The organism is Chryseobacterium sp. ZHDP1, assembly GCF_018603435.1.
Taxonomy (GTDB): domain Bacteria; phylum Bacteroidota; class Bacteroidia; order Flavobacteriales; family Weeksellaceae; genus Chryseobacterium; species Chryseobacterium indicum.
The window spans coordinates 2,283,458-2,300,849 of sequence record NZ_CP075682.1 but is presented as its reverse complement, the minus strand read 5'-3'; the positions used below and the strand labels follow the sequence as shown (position 1 = coordinate 2,300,849).

Annotated in this window: 18 protein-coding genes; 6 read left to right on the top strand and 12 right to left on the bottom strand. The window is 34.4% G+C overall.

All coding sequences use genetic code 11. The annotated features are described in order from the left end of the window. The first annotated feature begins 231 nt into the window (after window positions 1-231). Window positions 232-966, top strand: coding sequence for a tRNA pseudouridine(38-40) synthase TruA (gene truA, locus KKI44_RS10620; protein ID WP_214590973.1), 735 nt, complete (start codon window positions 232-234; stop codon window positions 964-966). Window positions 967-1,166: 200 nt separating this feature from the next. Here truA and KKI44_RS10615 read toward each other — a convergent pair whose 3' ends face one another. Beyond that, on the bottom strand, window positions 1,167-1,412 hold the full coding sequence (locus KKI44_RS10615; RefSeq protein WP_214590972.1) for a hypothetical protein: 246 nt from the start codon (window positions 1,410-1,412) through the stop codon (window positions 1,167-1,169). Between the two features lie 140 nt (window positions 1,413-1,552). Between KKI44_RS10615 and KKI44_RS10610 the strand changes: the two genes are divergently transcribed. Next, on the top strand, window positions 1,553-3,310 hold the full coding sequence (locus KKI44_RS10610; protein WP_214590971.1) for an ABC transporter ATP-binding protein: 1,758 nt from the start codon (window positions 1,553-1,555) through the stop codon (window positions 3,308-3,310). Window positions 3,311-3,358: 48 nt separating this feature from the next. Here KKI44_RS10610 and KKI44_RS10605 read toward each other — a convergent pair whose 3' ends face one another. From KKI44_RS10605 to KKI44_RS10595, 3 genes are all read right to left on the bottom strand, one after another. After that, window positions 3,359-4,231 carry a CPBP family intramembrane glutamic endopeptidase gene (locus KKI44_RS10605; protein ID WP_214590970.1) on the bottom strand — a complete coding sequence of 291 codons (873 nt, stop codon included), beginning with the start codon at window positions 4,229-4,231 and terminating at the stop codon, window positions 3,359-3,361. Window positions 4,232-4,280: 49 nt separating this feature from the next. Next, window positions 4,281-4,886, bottom strand: a complete 606-nt coding sequence (locus KKI44_RS10600) for a class I SAM-dependent methyltransferase (RefSeq protein WP_214590969.1) — start codon at window positions 4,884-4,886, stop codon at window positions 4,281-4,283. Window positions 4,887-5,285: 399 nt separating this feature from the next. Beyond that, window positions 5,286-5,963, bottom strand: coding sequence for a DUF4919 domain-containing protein (locus tag KKI44_RS10595; protein WP_214590968.1), 678 nt, complete (start codon window positions 5,961-5,963; stop codon window positions 5,286-5,288). Between the two features lie 225 nt (window positions 5,964-6,188). On the opposite strand from KKI44_RS10595, the gene KKI44_RS10590 reads away from it, so the two are divergent. Further along, a complete protein-coding gene (locus KKI44_RS10590) occupies window positions 6,189-6,401 on the top strand; it encodes a hypothetical protein (protein ID WP_214590967.1) in 213 nt (70 codons plus the stop codon). Window positions 6,402-6,451: 50 nt separating this feature from the next. Here KKI44_RS10590 and KKI44_RS10585 read toward each other — a convergent pair whose 3' ends face one another. From KKI44_RS10585 to KKI44_RS10565, 5 genes are all read right to left on the bottom strand, one after another. Further along, on the bottom strand, window positions 6,452-7,744 hold the full coding sequence (locus tag KKI44_RS10585; RefSeq protein ID WP_214590966.1) for an MFS transporter: 1,293 nt from the start codon (window positions 7,742-7,744) through the stop codon (window positions 6,452-6,454). Window positions 7,745-7,759: 15 nt separating this feature from the next. Further along, window positions 7,760-8,659: a DUF5655 domain-containing protein gene (locus KKI44_RS10580; RefSeq protein WP_214590965.1), complete on the bottom strand. Its 900-nt coding sequence runs from the start codon at window positions 8,657-8,659 to the stop codon at window positions 7,760-7,762. 113 nt (window positions 8,660-8,772) lie between these two features. Next, complete coding sequence (locus KKI44_RS10575) at window positions 8,773-9,567, bottom strand: DUF3575 domain-containing protein (RefSeq protein ID WP_214590964.1); 795 nt, start codon at window positions 9,565-9,567, stop codon at window positions 8,773-8,775. 320 nt (window positions 9,568-9,887) lie between these two features. Further along, window positions 9,888-10,082, bottom strand: coding sequence for a cold-shock protein (locus KKI44_RS10570; RefSeq protein WP_214590963.1), 195 nt, complete (start codon window positions 10,080-10,082; stop codon window positions 9,888-9,890). Window positions 10,083-10,133: 51 nt separating this feature from the next. Beyond that, window positions 10,134-11,252, bottom strand: coding sequence for a DEAD/DEAH box helicase (locus KKI44_RS10565; RefSeq protein WP_214591141.1), 1,119 nt, complete (start codon window positions 11,250-11,252; stop codon window positions 10,134-10,136). A 429-nt stretch (window positions 11,253-11,681) separates the two neighbouring features. On the opposite strand from KKI44_RS10565, the gene KKI44_RS10560 reads away from it, so the two are divergent. Next, window positions 11,682-12,629 carry a beta-1,6-N-acetylglucosaminyltransferase gene (locus KKI44_RS10560; protein WP_214590962.1) on the top strand — a complete coding sequence of 316 codons (948 nt, stop codon included), beginning with the start codon at window positions 11,682-11,684 and terminating at the stop codon, window positions 12,627-12,629. 12 nt (window positions 12,630-12,641) lie between these two features. Here the strand turns inward: KKI44_RS10560 and KKI44_RS10555 are convergent, their stop codons facing one another. Together KKI44_RS10555 and KKI44_RS10550 are read right to left on the bottom strand one after the other, a co-directional pair. Then, complete coding sequence (locus tag KKI44_RS10555) at window positions 12,642-13,703, bottom strand: 3-oxoacyl-ACP synthase III family protein (protein WP_214590961.1); 1,062 nt, start codon at window positions 13,701-13,703, stop codon at window positions 12,642-12,644. Window positions 13,704-14,151: 448 nt separating this feature from the next. Next, window positions 14,152-15,144: a T9SS type A sorting domain-containing protein gene (locus KKI44_RS10550; protein ID WP_214590960.1), complete on the bottom strand. Its 993-nt coding sequence runs from the start codon at window positions 15,142-15,144 to the stop codon at window positions 14,152-14,154. 670 nt (window positions 15,145-15,814) lie between these two features. Between KKI44_RS10550 and KKI44_RS10545 the strand changes: the two genes are divergently transcribed. Together KKI44_RS10545 and KKI44_RS10540 are read left to right on the top strand one after the other, a co-directional pair. Continuing rightward, window positions 15,815-16,252 carry a transposase gene (locus tag KKI44_RS10545; protein ID WP_214590959.1) on the top strand — a complete coding sequence of 146 codons (438 nt, stop codon included), beginning with the start codon at window positions 15,815-15,817 and terminating at the stop codon, window positions 16,250-16,252. Next, a complete protein-coding gene (locus KKI44_RS10540; RefSeq protein ID WP_214590958.1) occupies window positions 16,216-16,572 on the top strand; it encodes a helix-turn-helix domain-containing protein in 357 nt (118 codons plus the stop codon). Before KKI44_RS10545 ends, KKI44_RS10540 begins: the two co-directional genes overlap by 37 nt. Before the next feature lie 267 nt (window positions 16,573-16,839). On the opposite strand, the gene KKI44_RS10535 is transcribed toward KKI44_RS10540, so the two are convergent. After that, window positions 16,840-17,364, bottom strand: coding sequence for a hypothetical protein (locus KKI44_RS10535; protein WP_214590957.1), 525 nt, complete (start codon window positions 17,362-17,364; stop codon window positions 16,840-16,842). Window positions 17,365-17,392 lie beyond the last annotated feature (28 nt).

The following is a 17,392-nucleotide window of genomic DNA, read 5'->3' as shown; positions in this document are numbered from 1 at the left end:
TAGTAATTGAAATGCCTTTGTTTATCTTTAAAATATTTGGGAATTGTAGATAAATAAAAATCTTTGTATGCCTTTGCGTTTAAGTTCTCGCAAGGTTAAACAAAGTTTTATTAAAACAAATCTTTTTTTAAGCTAAACAAAGCCACTTCGTTTATGGAAGAAATACAAACTGATATTGATTCAAATTAAGTTATATATCGAAATAAACAACAGATATTTATTTTATTTACCTTGAGATATTTTATAGAATTTTCCTACAACGGCAAGAATTATTTCGGTTACCAGATTCAGCCGAATGCTATTTCTGTGCAGGAAGAGCTGGAAAAAGCACTTTCCACGATTTTACGAGAAGAGATTAAGACAACGGGAGCGGGGAGAACGGATACGGGCGTTCATGCGAAGAAGATTTTTGCTCATTTTGATACGGAGAAAATTCTGGATCAGGAACTGGTGAGAAGACTGAACAGTTTTCTTCCGGCAGATATTTCCATTAAAAGGATTTTTCCTGTAAAAGATGATTTCCATGCGCGTTTTGATGCTACTTACCGAACGTACGAATACTATATTTCCCTTGAAAAAAATCCGTTCACGGAAGAATCGGCGTGGCAGCACTGGAGAAAACCTTTGGATGTCGAAAAAATGAATGAAGCCTGTAAAATTTTATTTGAATATGAGGATTTTACGAGTTTTGCAAAATTACACACCGACAATAAAACCAATCTCTGCAAAATCTACAAAGCAGAATGGGAGCAGCATGGAAGCGAACTGAAATTTACCGTTTCTGCGAACCGCTTTCTGAGAAATATGGTGAGAGCTATTGTGGGAACAATGGTAGAAGTAGGTTCAGGAAAATTACAGCCTGAAGATGTAAGAAAAGTTATTGAAGACAAACACCGGAATTCTGCGGGAACTTCTGCACCGGCGCATGGATTGTATCTCGTGGATGTTGGATATGATTTTGAGTGATATTTAAACACAAATTCCACAAATAATTCCACGAATATTCACAAATAATTTTAGATTTTCTTTATTAGATTTGAGTCATTTGTGAAAAAATATTAGTGTAATTTGTGTTTAAAAGAAAATAAAAAAACGAAAATCATGAACGAAATCGAAAAACTTGCCTGTGCATTACAACATCTCGCGGGACTTGAGGAGTATGATTTTCAGCCGTCATTGGTAGTTTGCCTCGTCGGACGTTCACATTTGCTTCCCTGAATATTGGTTTGCGCTGTCGGAAGTTCATTTTTGCCTGCCCCAAAATTGGTTTGCCCTGTCGGACATTCACACTTGCTTTCCTGAATATGGGTTTGCCCCGTCGGAACTTCCGACGATAAGAACCTGTAAAATCTTGCCGCCGGAGATCTCCGATGATCTGTGTTTTTTGCTCTGATTATTTTTAAATTGAGCATTTTTATTGTTTTTCATCTATACCATAAATAACACCTATCTGAATTTTTCATGAGTATTTCACAATCTTGTAAACGCAGACAAATTTGAAAGTCTTATTTTTGCATAGAATTTTATATAATTCTTTTCTTCAATTCGTACAATGAAAAAACAAGATACCTGGGGAATTGTAAAGAGGCTGTTCTTTATCGGAATGAAGTTCCGTTCTTGGTTCATCCTTACTTTAGTGATTTCCATTTTTCTGGCAATAGTTTCTACTTACCGTCCTTATCTTACCATGGAAGTGGTGGATAATGATATTACCAAGCTGAAAGATAAAGCGCTGATGTTAAAGCATATTTATCTTTTGGTCGGTCTGGTTTTCACAGAAACCATTTTAAACTTTTTTCTGGTTTATTTCTCCAATTTCATTTCGCAGAATGTAATCCGAGACATAAGAGAGAGGCTGTATAATAAGCTGATTTATTTTAAAACATCTTTCTTCGATAAAACTCCGATCGGACAGTTGGTGACGAGAGCGGTAGGTGATGTGGAAACCATTGCAACGGTTTATACGGATGGTTTTTTAATGGTTTTCGGGGATGTGCTGAGAATTATTTTTGTACTGGTAATGATGTTCAGTACCAATGTTCATCTCAGTTATATTACACTGGCGATTTTACCTTTAATGGTCGTGATTACAAGATTTTTCCAGAAAAGGCTGAAAAAAGCATTCGGAGATGAAAGAAACTGGACTTCCAACCAGAATTCCTTTGTTCAGGAAAGACTGGCGGGAATGCCGATCATTCAGGTTTTCAACAGGCAGGAAGCGGAATTTAAGAAGTTTGATGATATCAATATTACTTTAAAGAGTGCTTTGCTGAGAACGGTTTTTATCTTCTCGCTGTTTTTTCCTGTGGTGGAATTAATTTCTTCTCTTTTCATCGGGTTTATCCTTTTTTACGGAGGATATATTACAATCAGTGCAGGAGTTGTGATTGCATTTATCCAGTATATTTCGATGCTGATCCGTCCTTTACGGCAGATTGCCGACCGTTTCAACAATATTCAGCGAGGAATTGTAGGCGCAGAAAGGGTTTTAGGATTAATGGATGAAGACAATGCCATGCCGAACAACGGTAGAGTGGAAAAAGACCATTTTGACGGAAAAATTGAATTTAAAAATGTACATTTTGCGTATGACGAAAAGCAGGAAGTATTAAAAGGAATTGATTTTAAAGTAAATCCGGGTGAAACTGTGGCAATTGTAGGCGCAACCGGAGCCGGAAAATCTACGATCATCAGTTTAATTACAAGATTGTATGATATTAATTCCGGAAATATTTTAATTGATGATGTGGATCTGAAAGATTACGAACTGTATAATTTAAGAAGCCACATCGGAGTCGTTCTGCAGGATGTTTTCCTGTTCCACGGAAGTATTTATGAAAATCTTTCTTTCGGGGATGAAAGCATTACACTGGATAAAATAAAGGCAGGAGCAAAAGAAATTGAAGTTGATGAATTTATCGAACAGCTTCCGGGAGGATATGATTATGTGGTAAGCGAAAGAGGTTCGTCCATTTCTCTGGGACAGAGACAATTGCTGTCTTTCTTAAGAGCCTATCTGTCTGATCCTAAGATTCTGATTTTAGATGAAGCTACCTCTTCCATCGACCACGAAAGTGAAAAACTGATTCAGAGAGCCACGGAAAAAATTACGAAAAACAGAACATCAATCATTATTGCACACCGACTTTCTACCATTGAAAAAGCCGATAAAATTATCGTGATGGAACATGGAAAAATTGTTGAAGAAGGCAAACATCTCGAACTTCTGGACAAAAACGGATATTACTCCACCCTTTACAAAGCTCAGCTGAGACATGAAGTGGAACTGGAAGAAGAAACTAAGAAGTAAATTTATTATCTATAGAAAAGGTTAAAATCGATTGGTTTTAACCTTTTTTTATTTGATTTCGTATTCTTTCTGTAAAATTTTCAAAAATTCATCTTTGGAGATTCCTTTTTCTGATTTGAAATGAATATTCATCAGGCCTTCATCCGTTGTCAATTTATCTTTTCCGTAAAGATGATCCAATAAACTCTGAAGTGAATATTGTCTGGTTTCAACGCTGTGTATTCTGTCATCAACAATTTTCGTTTCAGATAATACAGGTTCGTTGGCATTTATAAAAGCTTTCTGCTCAATTCTTATATCGTAATCCTGTGTTTTTTCAGCAAAAGGAGACGTAAAAAGCAACATGATGCAAGGAATAGAAATTCCGAACAGAAGATTCCATAACGCATGATAAAGCATGCTGTAAAAAATATTCAGTCTTACACGGATGTAGCTTAAAATAAGTCCACCCGACAATTGAGAAGCCACAATGAAGGGAGACAATGCATAAAAAGTCCACGAATCATTCACGTAATTATCCAGATGTACCAATCCGAAGATGATTGAAGAAATATAAACGAGAAACGGAAAAATTCTGTTCCATTTTTCCCTGCTGATAAAGTGTGAAAAAAGCTTTTTGTAACGAAGAACATACCGGAAAATAAATTCTTCCGAAAGCGGAGCAAAAATTACCATTAAAAAGACCGCCTGAAGCCATGTTAAGTTTTCAAAAGCATCGGATGGTTTTAGAGTGATGCATTTTTCCGCCAGATAGTTTAGAGGAAGTACGACAATCAAAAAGAAAACGATCTCAATAATCAGAAGATTGGAGATGAGCTGAAGTTTTCTTTTGGAAGAAAGTGCTGTCTGCACATCATCAGGCTTTTTCATAAACTGTAAAAAAGCGGAGATATCATGTTTAAATCTCAGAAAGTAATTCACGGATTGTTTTTAGGAATAAGTTTTAAGAATTATAAATTGGTTACGGTTTTTATTTCTTTTTAAAGGTACAGAAAATAAAGTTTTGGACAGTGCTGAAAGGAGTAATGTGATCTTCTGTGATACAATCTGTTTTTTCAAAGCTGTTTTCAAAAATAGAATTCATCGATTCTTCATCATATTGCGAGATTTCAAGTCCGCTGCATTTTTTCGGACCGTTTTTAGAAAAAGTTCCTACAATAAGGTTTTTCGAAACCGCTTTTTCTGCAATTCTTACATATTTTGAAATATCTTCCGAACGGGTAAAGAAATGAAAAGCTGCTCTGTCATGCCAAATGTCATACGTTTCTTCAGGAGTAAAGGCAATGATGTCTGCAACAATCCATTGTATTTTTTCTGCGTCTTTCCCTAACCTTCGTTTTGCTCTTTCCAAAGCTTTTTCAGAAATATCAAGAACGGTTATGTTTTCGTAGCCCTCTTCCAGAAGAAAATCTGCGAGATTGCTGTCTCCGCCGCCAATATCGATAATTTTTACACTTTTATCCGATCCTAAAGATCTGATGAGTTCCAGTGAGGTCTGCGGTTTTTTCTGCGTCCAGCTTACTTCTTCAGGGGTTTTGGTTTCATAGACATTTTCCCAGTGGCTTTTATTAGTCATTTCGAAATACTTTTAGAAATGCTAAATTAAAATTTTAACATCAAAGTTGTTTAAAGTAAAATGGTAGAAAACTCTATAGAGTTTTATCTGTGTAGACACCATATTCGCAAGGCGTTCTGCGTTCCGTAGGAACGCTATCTTTAGAAAATTTATCGTATTTAAGATATCAATCCATAGGATTGATTGACGGATTTATTCTTATTTCTACACAGATTCTGCTCCTAAAGGAGCAAACTCTTTTACTTTAAACAACTTCATCAAACTTGTTTAATCAAACTTAGACTCTCACTGCAAATGTCGCTAAACCTACTGATAAATAATAGGATAGTATATTGACTTTCTTAAAGAAATAAAACTCATCATTTGTACCTTTTACAGTTGCATAAGACGTAAACAAATCTATCTTTTGAAGGACATTTTCCCGTAAAGTTTACTCACATTAAAGTATAATCCGGCAATTTTATATTTGCCTTTTTCAAACTCCTGATAATCGCACACTCCGTCATAACTCTGCGATTGGGCTTCCATTTCAAACATATTCATGAGTACATATTCATGAGATATGGAAATTACATGAAAGCCTGTTCCACACGTCATTCCGTCTCCGCTGGAAAGAAATGCTTCCAGTAATCCGTGAAAATTACGTGAAATCTTTTTTGCTGTCACCTCGTCTTTGGTGAGATGGTACAGATAAGCGAGATAATTCATTGCCCTTAAATCCAGAGGATTTTTTTCCAGAGTTTGTCTGAACAGTTTAATTCCTTTTGGCAGATCTTTATCAGATATTTCTCCACGGTAGAATTTCGTCATTTCTTCAAGATTATCGTCGATCTTATACGGTTCATAATCTGGCTGAAAAGTATATCCGTAATAGAGATGACGGTATTGTTCCTGTGTAATGAGTGTATCGTTCTGCTTTAGTTTTTTCAGGAGATCGGGATAGTAAAACTCCGACTTTTTATCTTCTATGTTCTTCTGAATGGAAGCATAATCGGGAGCTTTGAATTCCGGCTTCTGGGTTCTGAAAAAATTAAACAGTAATAAAAGTGCTACGGTAAAAGCGGTTTTAAGCGTCATTGTTATTAAGTTTTTAAATTATTTATTTAAACGTTAAATCTGTTAAAAATGTATATATATTATAAAATAATTTAGATTGTCGTAAATTTTTTATTAAAATATTGTCTAAATCTTATGTTTGTATGGAATATTTCATTAACTTTATTCAGAATTTAAACACGACCCCCTTGTTTTGGTAGGGTGTTTGATGTAAAGAGATAGTTTTAATTAAATCCAAAAATATAGATGAAGAATATACAAGATGAATTTCAGGTTTTTAAAGACGAATTAAGAAAGTTGAATATCGAAGTACAGAAAGTGGTAAAAGTAGGAAACGGCAGTATGGATTTCCACGAAGTTTTTTATAAATCGCCGAGGTATGAAGAGGTGAAGAGTGTTTATGTTCAGAGGCATAATCTGGACAATATTTTAGAGAAATTTAAGCAGGCTTATCATTAAAATAAAAAAGTTCGGCTCAGGGAACCTGAGCCGAATTTTTTTATCATCAATTAATCTTTATCCAGCGTTGAGGTTTTCTTTGTATCCTTCATTGTGGCGTACACTACAAAAGAAAAGAAAATACAGGCAGTAATGTACCAGTAAAAATAATGTTCCACATTCGCCTGTTTAAACCAAAGTGCGATATATTCTGCAGTTCCGCCGAAAACAGCAACCGTTAAAGCGTAAGGTAATCCTACACCCAAAGCTCTTACTTCAGAAGGAAAAAGTTCTGCTTTTACAACCGCATTAATAGAAGTATAGCCGCTTACAATAATTAAAGCAGACATAATCAGAAAAAATGCACCCCACATAGAGGTTGTATGGCTTAAAGCATTCAGAAGAGGGTAGGTGAAGACGGTTCCCAAAACTCCGAAAGCTAATAGTAATGGTCTTCTTCCGATCTTATCCGACAAAGCTCCGAAAACAGGCTGTAAGCAAGCAAAAATAAAGAGAGAGATGAAGGAAACCAGTGTGGATTCTTCCTTGCTGAGATGAACCGTGTTCACCAGAAATTTCTGCATATACGTTGTGTAGGTGTAGAAAGCCAGTGTTCCTCCCAACGTTAATCCGACAACCGTAATTAAGGCTTTCGGATGTTTAAGCAGTTCCTTTAAAGTTCCTTTTTTTTGTTCACCCATATCTTTTTTATTTTCAAAAGCTTCGGTTTCATGGAGATTGGTTCTCAGGTATAAAGCAATAACAGAGAGCAAGGCTCCGATTACGAAAGGAATTCTCCATCCCCAATCTTCCAGTTGGGTTTCCGTTAAAAGTAATTTCTGTAAGATCAGCTGAATTCCCAATGCAATTAACTGTCCGCCAATTAAAGTCACATACTGGAAGCTGGAATAAAATCCTCTGCGATCGGCAGTTGCCATTTCGCTGAGGTAGGTTGCCGAAACACCGTATTCTCCGCCAACACTCAGTCCCTGAAGCAATCTTGCGATCAGCAAAAGGAGAGGAGCTAAAACGCCGATGGTTTTATAAGTAGGCGTTAAAGCAATCAGTAAAGATCCGAAAGACATCAGCAAAACGGAAAGTGTCATTGCTTTTTTTCTTCCGATTCTGTCGGCAATACTTCCGAAAAGCCATCCTCCGACAGGTCGCATCAGAAAACCAACGGCAAAAATTCCGGCTGTATTTAAAAGCTGCGCCGTCATATCCGAATCCGGGAAAAAAGAATTTGAAAAATAAATGGCAAAAGCAGCATAAGCGTACCAGTCGTACCATTCTACCAGATTTCCGATTGATCCGCCTACAATCGCTTTGATTCTTTGGGCAGTGGTGATTTGTGATGAATTCATGGGTTTTTGATGTAGTTAAATTACATCTTTGTATGATTGTTCTATGATATTAAATACATAATCCATTGATTCCTCATTTTTTAAATATATTCTTCTATCCATTGTCCATTGATATTTATCAGAAATTTTTTCTACTAGATTTTCCGGATCATTATAATCAATTGGTCTTAAATGTATTTTTAAATGGTTTTTAGCAATGTGAATTTCCACAAAGTTTTTTGCTAAGCGATAAGCTACATACAGAGTTGTGATTTTTTCAATGATATTTTCATCTAATTCAAAAATCTTACTCCTCAAGTCCTTAAACAAATCTTTTATGTTTTCATTTGCTTTGATCAAATGAGAATCAAGGTTCAGGTTCAATAATTCAGCTTCCGCATTTGTTGTCAAATCATTATTAGATTTTTGAATCTGTTCATTAACATTGATAGGTTCAAGGCTAAATATACCATTGTCGTAATATCTATATTTAAATAATTCAATTCTCATTGGGATAACCTCAACAGTGTCAATATCAAATTTGTTATAGGATTCAGCTATACAAATAACTCTAGGATTTTTCCAATCAATTATGAATGATTTTGAAAATTCATCTCCAAATTTTTTCAGAATTAACATCTGAAAAAATTCTATTTTTTGGGCCTGTAACCACCTCAAATAAGAAAGACCCTGATTTATTATATTGTCATTTTTATTTCTTTTATATTCAATTATAACAGGGGCGCCATTTCTGTCAACTGCTAGGGTATCAATTCTGCCACCATTTGTGGTGTACTCAGTCGCAAGAAAATGCATATCTAAAACTTCTAATAAATTTCTTTCAACAAGATTTTGAATTTCTTTTTCTTTTGTTGCAGTATAAGAATGAAGCTTTTTTAATTTTCCATCCTTTTTATCTTCAATAAATATTGCCATTAGTTTTAACCTTTAAGAGTTGAAATTTACTCTTTTTATTGAAACGTTACAATTATATTTAATATAAAACCGCTCTCCGGAAAGAACGGTTTAAAATAGCTAAATAAAATTTTTTAAAACCGATATCCCAGAGACAATCCGCTTCTGAAACCAAGCCATGGTCCGTCTACATTTACTTTAGCGCCGTTTGCATTGGTTTCCACCGTGTAATTCACATAAGGGATATCCAGATCTTCAATTTCCTTTTTCAGCTGAGCCTGCATATCGGGGGTTAAGATCACATCACTCGTCATGGTAAAATCGCCCTGTCCTTTTCCGTAATGCGCTCCCGCGATCCAGAAATCCAGTATCAGATTTTTACTTGGTGTAAGGAAAAACTGTACACCTACCATTACGCCGCCGCTGTTTCCGTGTGCGCTTCCGTTTCCTTTCAATGGAATCTGGTAGGTTGTTCCGCTGAATGTATAATCATAGTAAAAATCAAACGTATTGGAAGTTATTTTAGAGTATCTGTAATAAGGCGCTACATAAAATCCTTTTCCATAGCCTGCTCCCAGATAAAAGCGGGGTTCTATTGTAAAATTGAATGATTTTACTTCAAGGTTCTGAAATCTTTTTTCATCTTTATCGCTGAGAAATGCATTGATGAATGGAACTTTTCCTTCAGGCATGGTCCCAAATCCCATATTTAAGGAAAACCGTTTACTAAAGGCTCTTTCGTAAGACAGATTGATGTTTCTTAAAACATATGCTGTAACATTTGTCTTGATAATGTTCATTTTATCTGGGGTTTCAGGTGCTCTCATTTTAATGACATCCTTTTTAGCCGGAGTTTCAGGAATAGTAGTTTCCTGTGCCGAAAATCCTGAAAAGATAAAAGAGGGAAGGAGAAAGATAAATTTTTTCATGATCTAATATTTAGTGGTTGATATTTTTCAAAAAGCAAAAAGCGGGCAAAAATTGAAATGATAGATTTTTGTGTGAAAAACAAAATGTTCTTTTAATAATTTATTTTTTATTTAAAAATTTTAAACTTATAATTGTTTATTATTGTATTTGGTGAATTTATTCGCTGCCTATAAAATTAATAAAACCTCTTGTGAAACACAAGAGGCAGATGAACATAATAAAATAAAAAGTAAATCTACTTAATACCGTCAAACATTATATGAATTTACAGATTATCATGTAAAATTATGTTAGAAAATTTTTTCATCAGATGATGGGATTAAACTAACTTAACGTTAACTGCGTTCAATCCTTTTTCGCTTTTCTGTACATCAAAGCTTACTTTATCGTTTTCACGGATTTCTCTGGTGCTTAATCCTGAAGAATGTACAAAAATGTCTTTACTCCCGTCTGCAGGAGAAATAAATCCGAAGCCTTTTGCTTCGTTAAAAAATTTTACTGTGCCTTGTTGCATGGTAATGGGTATTAAAATTATGGTATTATAAATCTGTCGACTTCACAGATTTTATTTTTGAAACGAAATGACAGGCATTGTAAATCCTATCAGTTTCTGAATGTTTTTTAAATCGTTACGTTCCTGATCGTCACAAAATGAAACTGCCGTTCCTTCAGATCCCGCTCTTCCGGTTCTTCCGATCCGGTGTACGTAGGTTTCAGGTACATTGGGAAGCTCATAGTTAATCACGTTAGGAAGTTCATCAATATCTATTCCTCGTGCTGCAATATCGGTCGCAATCAAAACATTTATCCTGCTGTTCTTAAAATCATTGAGAGCAGTTTGTCTTGCCGTCTGAGATTTGTTTCCGTGGATTGCCATAGCAAAGATTCCTGCGCTTTCCAGCTGTTCAACAAGTCTGTTGGCGATATGTTTCGTTTTGGTAAAAACAAGAGAACGCTCTTGTCCTTTATCTTGAAGAATATTAATGAGTAACCCTGTTTTATCTTTTTTCTCTACAAAGTAGACAGACTGCTGTACACTTTTTGCTGTAGAAGATACCGGATTTACCGTTACTTTTTCAGGATTATTCAGGATTGTTTCCGAAAGATTTTTAATACTTTCCGGCATGGTTGCAGAAAAGAATAAAGTCTGTCTTTTTTTAGGAAGCATCTGAATAACTTTTTTTACATCATTTACGAATCCCATATCAAGCATCCGGTCTGCTTCATCCAAAACGAATATTTCAATTTTGGAAAGATCAATATATCGCTGGTTTACAAGATCCAGTAATCTTCCGGGAGTTGCAACCAGAATGTCCACCCTTTTTCTGAGGGCTGAAAGCTGTGCTCCGGCCGATACACCTCCGTAAATAGAGAGTTGCGAAAGAGGTAAATATTTACTGTATATTTTAAAGTTTTCTTCTATCTGTATGGCAAGCTCGCGTGTTGGCGTAAGAATCAATGCCCTGATTGATTTATGTTCCGGTGTCTGTCTTTTCAGAAGCTGAAGGATAGGCATCGCAAAAGCGGCTGTTTTTCCAGTTCCCGTTTGTGCGCACCCTAAAATATCACTTCCTGCTAAAATATGTGGAATTGCAGAAGCCTGTATTTCGGTTGGCTTTGAATATCCGGCTTCTGTAACAGCTCTTACAATAGGATTGATTAAATTTAAATTTTTAAAACTGATCATATTAATTTCGGTTTCCCGTTATGGTAAGCAAATTCATTTTAAGAATTTGAATAGGTTATGGCTGAGAAACAGTGTTTTATATTGCTGTTATCTCAATGTTCTATTGTATTGCGTTGATATTATTTTAGTAAAATAATGTGAACAGCAAACAATGACATATCATCTTTCAAATAAAAAAATGCTGAATTCTACTTGAAATCGCTCTGATAATCGGGTGGCTGAAAAAGCAAACTGAAAGAAAAATTGTGATCTTAAACTATTACAGAATAGCGAAGGCAGAAACCTGTTTTATTAATGCTTCTGCAAATATAAGATAAAATAAGCGAATACTCTTTAATTTAATTAATTGATTATCAAAATTTTATTCTTATCTTTCACGCACAACAGAATTGTTTGCATAATGCCGATAATTTTAATCTAATCTTTATGCAAAAATACGCAGATGCAATTCTGGCATACCCACAGAAATCTCCTTCCGGATCTTTAAAGCAGGTAAGAATCGCATATTTTATTATGATCCATCATAAGCAGGATGTCTTTAAAGAAATGTTTGAAAAGATTTATACCAGAGATCAGTTCTATCTTATACATATAGACCGGAAGGCAAAAGCAGAATTAACGGAGGAAATACAGAATTACCTCGTCCGGTTCCCCAATGTATATATCTTAGAAAGCGTAAACATTGTTTCCGGAGGTTTCAGCATGATCCAGACAGAACTTAATGCGATGGAATATCTTCTTAATGCAAGCATTGAGTGGGACTACTTTATTAATTTAAGCGGTGAAGATTCTCCTTTGAAATCGCAAAATATTATCCGGCAGTTTCTTACTGCTAATAAAGGCAGAAATTATATTTTTTATTACGACCAAAAGTTTTACAGACCAGATACACTTCAGAGAATACAAAATCATTTTACGGAACTTACCCACAAAATTTCTTCCTATGTCTATAAAAGAGAGTTTATGAAAGGCGTTGTGCCATACATTGGCGGGAAATGGTTTATGTTTACAAGGGAAACCTGTGTTTTTTTAACCAATAATAAAAGGGTTATGGATTTTGAAGATTATTATCTGCATACGCTGCTTCCGGCAGAATCTTTTTTTCAGACAGTTTTAATGAATACGGACTTTTCGGATATTATTGTGAATGACGACAAAAGAGCCGTTATTGAAAAGACTTTTTTCAGCAAAGACCTTCATGCAGAACATTTTATAGAATCTCTGAAGTCGGGAAACCACCTTTTCATCAGAAAGATGAACAGGCATACCCATCAAAATCTTATCGATTACATTGAAGACAGCTACCTTCTTCCGCTCACAGAAGTTAATGAGATTGAAAGAGAATTACAAAAACATAACCGCCAGAATAATTAATAATCTTTTATTTTAAAATTTATAAACAAAAGCATTAATGTTCATTCCTGCTCCTACAGAAGCAAACAAAACAATATCTCCCTGCTGGATCTGATGCTGTTCCAGTTCTCCTTTTAAGATCATCGTAAGTAAAGATGGTATGGTTGCCACGCTGCTGTTTCCCAATTTTTGGATTACCATAGGCATGATGTTTTCGGGCATTTTTAATCCGTACAATTTGTAAAATCTTTCCACAATGGCTTCGTCCATCTTTTCATTTGCCTGATGGATGATGATTTTATTAACCTGATCGATGGTATATTTACTTTCATCAAGACATTTTTTCATGGCATCCGGAACATGTACAAGCGCAAATTCATAGATTTTTCTGCCCTCCATTTTTATATATTTTGTATCCTGACAGGCTTCATTATCATATGATTTGCCAAAAAACAGATAGTCTTTTTCTTTAAGTGTATAAGAAGCTGAAAGATGAGACTGGATGCCTGAATTATCCTCATTGTTATATTCCAATACAACTGCTCCCGCTCCGTCTGCATAGATCATACTGTCCCTGTCATGAATGTCTACCACTCTGGATAATGCCTCGGCTCCAATAATAAGACATCTTTTTGCCATTCCTGCTCTGATGAAGGCATTTGCCTGAATAACTCCTTCAATCCAGCCGGGACATCCGAAAAGAACGTCATAAGCAACACAGAAGTTATTTTCAATTTTAAGCAGATGCTTTACTCTTGCTGCAAGACTCGGAACCATATCCGACTGCACGGTTCCGTAGCGTACATCACCAAAATTATGGGCAAAAATAATATAATCGAGAGTTTCCGGATCTATTCCTGAGTCTTCTATGGCGGCTTTTGCAGCAATTAATCCAAGATCTGAAGTCACCTGATCGTGAGATGCGTATCTTCTCTCTTCAATACCTGTAATTTTCTTTAATTTTTCGGTAAGTGAGAAATTATCATCTTTTAAGAGAACACCTTTATCGTCTAAAAAAATATGATTGTTAAAAAATAAATTATCAATAGTTTCGGAAGGGATACAGTTACCGATTCCAATAATTTTACCTGTCATTTGAAAAATTTTATTTGTGATCTATAAACAAAATATTTAATACTTTTTTATCTTTCGTGTAAACTTTATGAATAAAATACTCAGTCCTGCTGTTCCTGACAGATGTATGTTTCTTATGAATTTTTTTCAATAAAAAACGTCATTTAAAAGTGATAATATACTTATTTTCTAGAATGAATTTATAACTCTAAAGGTAGCGGATTAAAAATAAATAATACCATATTTTTAAATCTTTATCTGCAAACCTATATGAGTTGCATCATATATAGTAGTTAAGGAAATATTTCCTTCTAAGTTTAGAAAATACCATATTATACTGTCCGAAAAGCGAGCAGATTAGAGTGAATAACAACGATGATACATTATTACTTGCCGGTTTTAATATCTAATTATTGTAAAGCCGCCCGAAAAATTTTTCGGGCGGCTTTTGTTTTTTATCTAAAAGTTTTTATTTCTTAATGAATTTCGCTGCCTCAGGTTTACTGTTTTTTCCAGAAACTTCAATAAAATAGGAAGCTGGCGGAAGATCAGAAACCGGCACTTTTCCGGATTTCAGATCCGATTGTTTTATGAGTAAACTGTAAATTTTTGCTGTTGCGTAATTTTCAGTATCTCCTTTAAGATTAATAAAATCATCTGCAGGATTCGGATAAATTTTTAATCCTTTTGCTTTGGCAGACGAATCTCCGGCTGCCAATACTATTGTACTTAAAGCCTGAGCAGAGCTTGTGGTCTGGTTATTAATTCCCGCTACCGGAATATTTACCACCGTCTCATTGGTTGTAAGGAGAGGGAATTTATAGGTGCTTCCATAATATGAATACGAAGTATTAACAATAGAGCCTATAGGAAATACAAAAGAAGTATCATTCGGAAGATAAAGATTGAAATTCTGAACAGATTTTACTCTTAAAACATTGGTAAAGGAGGATGACGCCAAAAGTAAAGTTCCCCATGCATCGGCTGCAAGCGTTATAGTTCCCTTGCAAAGACCGTTGGCGGTTGTTGAGGTGAATGTTCCCTGTGCCTGATCAGTCTCGTTATATCCGTAAGCCGCAGGATAAGAAATAAACGTTCCGTTATTGGTAGATAAATTAAGCGTGGCATCTGTTGTTATAAGACCCGTAATTTCAAGTTTTGAAGCCGATTGTTTATAATAGACTGTATTGGGACTTCCGGTTAGTTTCAAAGTAGAAGAAGGGAAGGTAGAAATTTCAGAAGCTGAAGGAGTAGAATAAACTCCGGGTGCAGAACTGCCTAACACCAAAGAAGAATTATTAAAAGTTATATTCGCACCTGTTCCGGAATTATTTGGAGTTCCGGTGGCCGTAAGATAATTGGCATTATCTCCGGAAACAGGATCGTTAAAGGATTTTGTGACGGTTGTCTGAGCGTCACATAAGCTATAAATTGATAATACAAATGGTAAAAGTTTTTTCATTCTGTTTTTTTACTAAAGATAATCAAAATGTTACGTTCAAAATAATTTTTTAGTCTAAAATTTTCAATAAAATGTATGCATCGAATTTTTAACTTTTAAAAACTTAATTTATAAAGAAATTTGGCATAAATACTTAATATTGCCGGCTTCGAATATCAAAAAGACTGCTCAAAAAAGAACAGCTATGCTGTGCATTAACTGATATGATTTTATTTATTTTTTTATTAATGCACAGATGAAAAATTTCGTAATTTTTTCAGAATTGAAAATAAAACGCAAATGGATTTTTTAGTAATTACAAACACTTAATCAATTCAAAAATTAGTGAATAATTATAAGATCTACATATTTTTAATGGGAAACTATATTTATTGCAAATTTTACTCTTCAGAGAATTTTTTTTAGGTGAATTGTATTTTAAGATACTTTTACTCGCTGGATTTACAAAATAGCTTATTTAAACAACTGTTTATCAGTTGTTTATTTTAATTTAAGCTAAATTGAAAAATATTGTGATTTTTACTATTTAATTTATATCAGAATCTATATTTGTACAAAACAAGCAAGGATTGTAAAAATAAAATAATGCAAAAATTTCATGTTGTCTTATAAAATGACTTTGATGAAAAAACAAGAAGGTAAATAACACAAATAGCAGATTTAAAAAATTATGTCTTTAGATATAAAAAACATTCATATAGGAAAAATTATTCGCGAGGTGGTGAATGAAAAAGGGATAGAAATGTACAGAATAGAAAAATTCATGAAATGCACCGAGAAAGAAATTTGTTCTATGTACGAAAAGAAAAGCATAGATACCCATGTTCTTTTGAGATGGAGCAAATTGCTTAAGTATGATTTTTTCAGGATATATGTACAGCATATTATTCTTTTTTCTCCTTCCGGAAAAAGTAAAGCAGGCACAAGCGAAAAGCAGAAGCTGCCCGCTTACCGGAAAAATATTTATACTAAAGAAATTATCAGTTTTGTTCTCGAATTACTGAATAAGAATTTAAAAACAAAGGCCGAAATCATAGAAGAGTATAAAATTCCTAAAACAACCTTATACAGATGGATAGAGAAGTACAACATCCCGAGTTCCGAATAAATTCACCTGATTACAAGAGAATATATACTGATATTCTGGAAATGCGTTATCGTAATAAAAAAGATAAATGCGAAGCGTTGCTTAATAAACCGAGGCTTTCGGTAATGGATATTCTTGAACTGGAAAAGAGAATCTTTGATGAAAAGGAAATTACTGATGAAAAAGAAAACAAGAAATTCCGGGCGTACGATGATGAAGCTATCCTGCAGATTCTTCGGTATCAGAAAAACAATAATATGAATAATAATGATACTGCGGCTTATTTCAAAGTAAGCAGAAACTCTGTTGCAAAGTGGAAAAGGCTGTTTCCCAAAATCTGAAAAAGCTTCATATAAGAATTACAGAAATTAACAATTAAAAAAAAGTACTGTAATAATAGGAAATGTTCTTAGGTGAATAATGAAAATTTATTTACAGATGACAAGGTAAGAAGATCATATTTTAAGAAATTAATTCTTCATGTTTTGTAAACATCCAAACGGGAATTTTTTCTAAAGGTTATTTCAGTATGACACAAATGTTTATTATAATTATTAATGAAAAGGCTGTTGTAACGACAGCTTTTATTTTTAAATTGAATCAATCAGTTATTCGTAAATTCTTCCCATTTCAAGCAAATCTCCTAGAGTTAGCCAGCTTACTTCAAACTCTTCATCATTACTTTCATCATCACCGTGGTCTAAGTAACATCTCATGCCACATTCCAAAATAGAATCCGGTTCAAAATTATACCATCGGTTGCCAGTTTCAGAATCGATTCCAAAATGACGCCATTCATCTTCCAGCTGTTTTCCTTTCATTTTATGCAGCTCTGCAATCTGAAATTTTATAACGGCAATTGTATAATCATATTCGCCGGATGAAGAACCTGTCTTTGAATTGATGAATTTTTTTTCGTCCGGCGCTTTTATAATCTTTAACCATTCTGTATCAAATTGTTTCGGCTCCGAAGTAAATGCATCCATTAGAATTTTCGATAATAAATCGGCTGTCAAAGGTTGTTCTTTTAGGTGTTCTACTATCTTCAATAAAGCCAGAAGATAAGTTTCCATATCTCTTTTTTCGATATTGTTGTTAAGGTTGATGCGGTTGTAAAATTCGTTGTATGTCATAATTTAATAAAATGAATTTGCATTAATT

What these genes read in the sequence shown, in the direction of transcription:
- KKI44_RS10615 (WP_214590972.1), bottom strand. Translation starts at nt 1,412, where the DNA reads ATGCTCAATTTAAAAATAATCAGAGCAAAAAACACAGATCATCGGAGA.
- KKI44_RS10610 (WP_214590971.1), top strand. Translation starts at nt 1,553, where the DNA reads ATGAAAAAACAAGATACCTGGGGAATTGTAAAGAGGCTGTTCTTTATC.
- KKI44_RS10600 (WP_214590969.1), bottom strand. Translation starts at nt 4,886, where the DNA reads ATGACTAATAAAAGCCACTGGGAAAATGTCTATGAAACCAAAACCCCT.
- KKI44_RS10595 (WP_214590968.1), bottom strand. Translation starts at nt 5,963, where the DNA reads ATGACGCTTAAAACCGCTTTTACCGTAGCACTTTTATTACTGTTTAAT.
- KKI44_RS10590 (WP_214590967.1), top strand. Translation starts at nt 6,189, where the DNA reads ATGAAGAATATACAAGATGAATTTCAGGTTTTTAAAGACGAATTAAGA.
- KKI44_RS10585 (WP_214590966.1), bottom strand. Translation starts at nt 7,744, where the DNA reads ATGAATTCATCACAAATCACCACTGCCCAAAGAATCAAAGCGATTGTA.
- KKI44_RS10580 (WP_214590965.1), bottom strand. Translation starts at nt 8,659, where the DNA reads ATGGCAATATTTATTGAAGATAAAAAGGATGGAAAATTAAAAAAGCTT.
- KKI44_RS10575 (WP_214590964.1), bottom strand. Translation starts at nt 9,567, where the DNA reads ATGAAAAAATTTATCTTTCTCCTTCCCTCTTTTATCTTTTCAGGATTT.
- KKI44_RS10570 (WP_214590963.1), bottom strand. Translation starts at nt 10,082, where the DNA reads ATGCAACAAGGCACAGTAAAATTTTTTAACGAAGCAAAAGGCTTCGGA.
- KKI44_RS10560 (WP_214590962.1), top strand. Translation starts at nt 11,682, where the DNA reads ATGCAAAAATACGCAGATGCAATTCTGGCATACCCACAGAAATCTCCT.
- KKI44_RS10555 (WP_214590961.1), bottom strand. Translation starts at nt 13,703, where the DNA reads ATGACAGGTAAAATTATTGGAATCGGTAACTGTATCCCTTCCGAAACT.
- KKI44_RS10550 (WP_214590960.1), bottom strand. Translation starts at nt 15,144, where the DNA reads ATGAAAAAACTTTTACCATTTGTATTATCAATTTATAGCTTATGTGAC.
- KKI44_RS10545 (WP_214590959.1), top strand. Translation starts at nt 15,815, where the DNA reads ATGTCTTTAGATATAAAAAACATTCATATAGGAAAAATTATTCGCGAG.
- KKI44_RS10540 (WP_214590958.1), top strand. Translation starts at nt 16,216, where the DNA reads ATGGATAGAGAAGTACAACATCCCGAGTTCCGAATAAATTCACCTGAT.
- KKI44_RS10535 (WP_214590957.1), bottom strand. Translation starts at nt 17,364, where the DNA reads ATGACATACAACGAATTTTACAACCGCATCAACCTTAACAACAATATC.